Here is a 3737-nt window from a genome sequence, read left to right as displayed (position 1 = left end):
CGCCGCGCCGCCGGCCGGCGACGGCTCCGCCGCATCGGTCGCACTGCTCGCGCTGCGCGCGCCGCTCGCCGGCACCGATGCGCCCGCGTTCGGCCTGCTCGTACTGGGTTCGCCCGACCCGCGCCGCTTCCACGATGGGATGGCCACCGACTTCCTCGCGCAGATCGCAACGCTCGCGAGCGCCGCGCTCACGCGCCTGCTGCCGCACTGAGCCTGCCGCACGCGATGACAGACGATCCGGTCGCCGCCTACCTGTCGAACCTGAAGCACGTCAGGCAGCTGTCGGAGCACACGCTGCGCGCCTACACGCACGAACTCGACGAACTGAAGAAGCTTGCGGCCGGCCGGCCGCTCGAAGTGCTGACGGCCGCCGACATGCGCGGCGCGGTCGCGCGCGCGCATGCGGGCGGGCTGTCCGCACGGTCGATCGCGCACCGGCTGTCCGCGTGGCGCGCGTTCTACCGCTGGCTCGCGCAGCGCATCGACATGCCCGCGAACCCGGTCGCCGCGGTGCGCGCGCCGAAACGCCCGAAGACCTTGCCGAAGGCGCTGTCGGTCGACGACGCATCGGCCCTGATGGACGCACCGCTCGCCGGCACGACCGAAAGCATCCGCGATCACGCGATCCTCGAGCTGTTCTACTCGTCGGGGCTGCGCCTCGCGGAGCTGATCGGGCTCGACGTCATGTACACGCAGGCCGACGGCTACCGCTCGGCCGGCTGGCTCGATCTCGCCGAAGCCGAAGTCACCGTGCGCGGCAAGGGCAACAAGGAGCGCAAGGTGCCGGTCGGCCGCAAGGCAATCGATGCGCTGAACGCATGGCTCGCGGTGCGCGGCGAATTCGTGAAGCACGATCCGCATCCGCTGTTCGTGTCCGTGCGCGGCAACCGGATGTCGCCGGGCGTCGTGCGCGAGCGCGTGAAGCGCGCGGCGCTCGCCGCGGGCATCCCCGCCAACGTCCATCCGCACGTGCTGCGCCACTCGTTCGCGACGCACGTGCTGCAGTCGAGCGGCGACCTGCGCGCGGTGCAGGAACTGCTCGGCCACGCGAGCGTGTCCGCGACGCAGGTCTATACGTCGCTCGACTTCCAGCATCTCGCGAAGATTTACGACAGCGCGCATCCGCGCGCGAAGAAGCGCGACTGACGCGCGTCCCGTGTTATCCGCCGCGCGCGGCGACCGGCCACGGTCGGCTTCGCGCACGGCCCATTTCGATCTCATCATGCAAACCGTCACCCTCAAGCCATCCAAGGACAAATCGCTGCTGCGCCGCCATCCGTGGATCTACGCCAATGCGATCGACCGCGTCGACGGCAAACCCGCGCCCGGCGCGACCGTGATCGTGCGCGCGCACGACGGCCGCTTCCTCGCGCGCGGCGCGTACAGCCCGCAGTCGCAGATCCGCGTGCGCGTGTGGAGCTTCGACGAGAACGAGCCGATCGACCACGCGTTCTTCAAGCGCCGCGTGCAGCGCGCCGTTGCGCACCGCACGACGATGGTGTCGGGCACGGGCGCGGTGCGGCTCGTGTTCGGCGAAGCCGACGGGCTGCCGGGGCTGATCGTCGACTATTACGTCGCGGACACTGCCGAAGCCGGCGCGGCGCCGCGCGGCCAGCTCGTCTGCCAGTTCATGGCCGCGGGCGTCGAAGCATGGAAGGACGCGATCGTGAAGGCGCTCGTCGGCGCGACCGGCTGCCCGAACGTGTACGAGCGCTCGGACGTGTCGATCCGCGACAAGGAAGGGCTCGAGCAGACGACCGGCGTGCTGGCCGGCGATGCGCCACCCGCGACGCTGATCTTGAACGAAAACGGCGTGCGCTATCACGTCGACGTGCCGAACGGCCACAAGACGGGCTTCTACGTCGACCAGCGCAACAACCGCGCGCTGGTTGCGCAGTACGCGGCCGATCGCGACGTGCTGAACTGCTTCTGCTACACCGGCGGCTTCTCGCTCGCGGCGCTCAAGGGCGGCGCGAAGCGTGTCGTGTCGATCGACTCGTCGGGCGATGCGCTCGCGCTCGCGCAGCAGAACGTCGTCGCCAACGGCTTCGACGCCGAACGCGCGACCTGGCTCGACGCCGACGCGTTCAAGACGCTGCGCCGCCTCGTCGACGAAGGCGAGCGTTTCGACCTGATCGTGCTCGATCCGCCGAAGTTCGCGCCGACCCGCGACAGCGTCGATCGCGCGGCCCGCGCGTACAAGGACATCAACCTGAGCGGCTTCAAGCTGCTGCGTCCGGGCGGCCTGCTGTTCACGTACTCGTGCTCGGGCGCGATCGACATGGACCTGTTCCAGAAGATCGTCGCGGGCGCGGCGGCCGACGCGAAGGTCGACGCGCGCATCCTGAAGCGGCTCGGCGCGGGCGTCGATCACCCGCTGCTCGCGGCATTCCCGGAAGGCGAATATCTGAAGGGCCTGCTGTTGCAAATCGTCTGATCGCCCCGATCTACGCGCGTAACCTTCCGCCGGCCGCGGCCTCGCGCCCGGCGGATTCGCGTTCCCGCCTGTCGTTCGGACGACGGGCGGGGGCTTGACAGGTATGTTTCAATGGATGGTTGTGCGCCCCGGCTGGCAGCGCGAGCGGGCGCAACGCACATCCTGGTTTTGACTCCGATTCACGAACCACAGGCGATTGACATGGCCACTCCCGTCACCATCCTCACCGGCTTCCTCGGCAGCGGCAAGACGACGCTGCTCAAGCGCATCCTGAACGAACAGCACGGCATGAAGATCGCCGTGATCGAGAACGAGTTCGGCGAAGAGAACATCGACAACGAAATCCTCGTGCAGGATTCGAACGAGCAGATCATCCAGATGAGCAACGGCTGCATCTGCTGCACGATCCGCGGCGACCTCGCCCGCGCGCTCGGCGACCTGGCCGCGAAGAAGCGCGAAGGCAAGCTCGACTTCGACCGCATCGTGATCGAAACCACCGGCCTTGCGAACCCGGGCCCCGTCGCGCAAACCTTCTTCATCGACAGCGAAATCGCCGACGACTTCCTGCTCGACGCGGTCATCACGCTGGTCGACGCGAAGCACGCGAACGCGCAGCTCGACGAGCACGAAGTCGTGCAGCGCCAGGTCGGCTTCGCCGACCGGCTGTTCATCACGAAGTCGGACCTGGTCGACGACCAGACCGTGGCCGGCCTGAAGCACCGCCTGATGCACATGAACCCGAAGGCCGCGATCAAGGTCGTGAACTTTGGCGAAGCCGACATCAAGGAAATCTTCGACCTGCGCGGCTTCAACCTGAACGCGAAGCTCGAGATCGACCCCGACTTCCTCGCCGAGGACGATCACGCGCATCATCACCACGATCACGACCATGATCACGATCACGCCAATTGCGACCACGATCACGGTCAATGCGCGCACGATCACGACCACGGCCACCACCATCACCACCACGCGCACCACGACGACAAGATCAAGTCGTTCGTGTACCGCAACGACCGCCCGTTCGACCCGAACAAGCTGGAAGACTTCCTCGGCGGCATCCTGCAGATCTACGGCGAGCGGATGCTGCGCTACAAGGGCGTGCTGTACATGAAGGGCGTCGACCGCAAGGTCGTGTTCCAGGGCGTGCATCAGATGATGGGCAGCGACCTCGCCGCGAAGTGGCTGCCCATCGAGAAGAAGACGAACAAGATGGTGTTCATCGGCGTCGATCTGCCGCAGGACCTGATCACCGACGGCCTCGACGCCTGTCTCGCCTGACGCGCGCGGGCAACCGCCG

General features: G+C 67.5%; 4 protein-coding genes. All 4 read left to right on the top strand.

What is annotated here, in order from left to right; genetic code table 11:
- Positions 1-211: DUF484 family protein (locus DPV74_RS39900; protein WP_119339185.1), on the top strand; the 211-nt coding region annotated here is incomplete at its 5' end.
- A 14-nt stretch (positions 212-225) separates the two neighbouring features.
- The gene (gene xerC / locus DPV74_RS39895) at positions 226-1146 is read left to right on the top strand and encodes a tyrosine recombinase XerC (protein WP_027788874.1); all 921 of its coding nucleotides are present in this window, start codon (positions 226-228) and stop codon (positions 1144-1146) included.
- 76 nt (positions 1147-1222) lie between these two features.
- Positions 1223-2437: a class I SAM-dependent rRNA methyltransferase gene (locus tag DPV74_RS39890; protein ID WP_119339184.1), complete on the top strand. Its 1215-nt coding sequence runs from the start codon at positions 1223-1225 to the stop codon at positions 2435-2437.
- Positions 2438-2638: 201 nt separating this feature from the next.
- Positions 2639-3718: a GTP-binding protein gene (locus DPV74_RS39885; protein WP_021156274.1), complete on the top strand. Its 1080-nt coding sequence runs from the start codon at positions 2639-2641 to the stop codon at positions 3716-3718.
- Positions 3719-3737 lie beyond the last annotated feature (19 nt).

Origin of the sequence: Burkholderia sp. HAN2018 (assembly GCF_024704855.1) — a bacterium.
Classification (GTDB): domain Bacteria; phylum Pseudomonadota; class Gammaproteobacteria; order Burkholderiales; family Burkholderiaceae; genus Burkholderia; species Burkholderia cepacia.
The sequence above is the reverse complement of the archived record's forward strand: the minus strand, read 5'-3'. Positions and strand labels throughout refer to the sequence as shown.

Excerpts from the sequence above, each read along its gene's own strand:
- xerC (WP_027788874.1), top strand. The coding sequence starts at position 226 with ATGACAGACGATCCGGTCGCCGCCTACCTGTCGAACCTGAAGCACGTC.
- DPV74_RS39885 (WP_021156274.1), top strand. The coding sequence starts at position 2,639 with ATGGCCACTCCCGTCACCATCCTCACCGGCTTCCTCGGCAGCGGCAAG.
- DPV74_RS39890 (WP_119339184.1), top strand. The coding sequence starts at position 1,223 with ATGCAAACCGTCACCCTCAAGCCATCCAAGGACAAATCGCTGCTGCGC.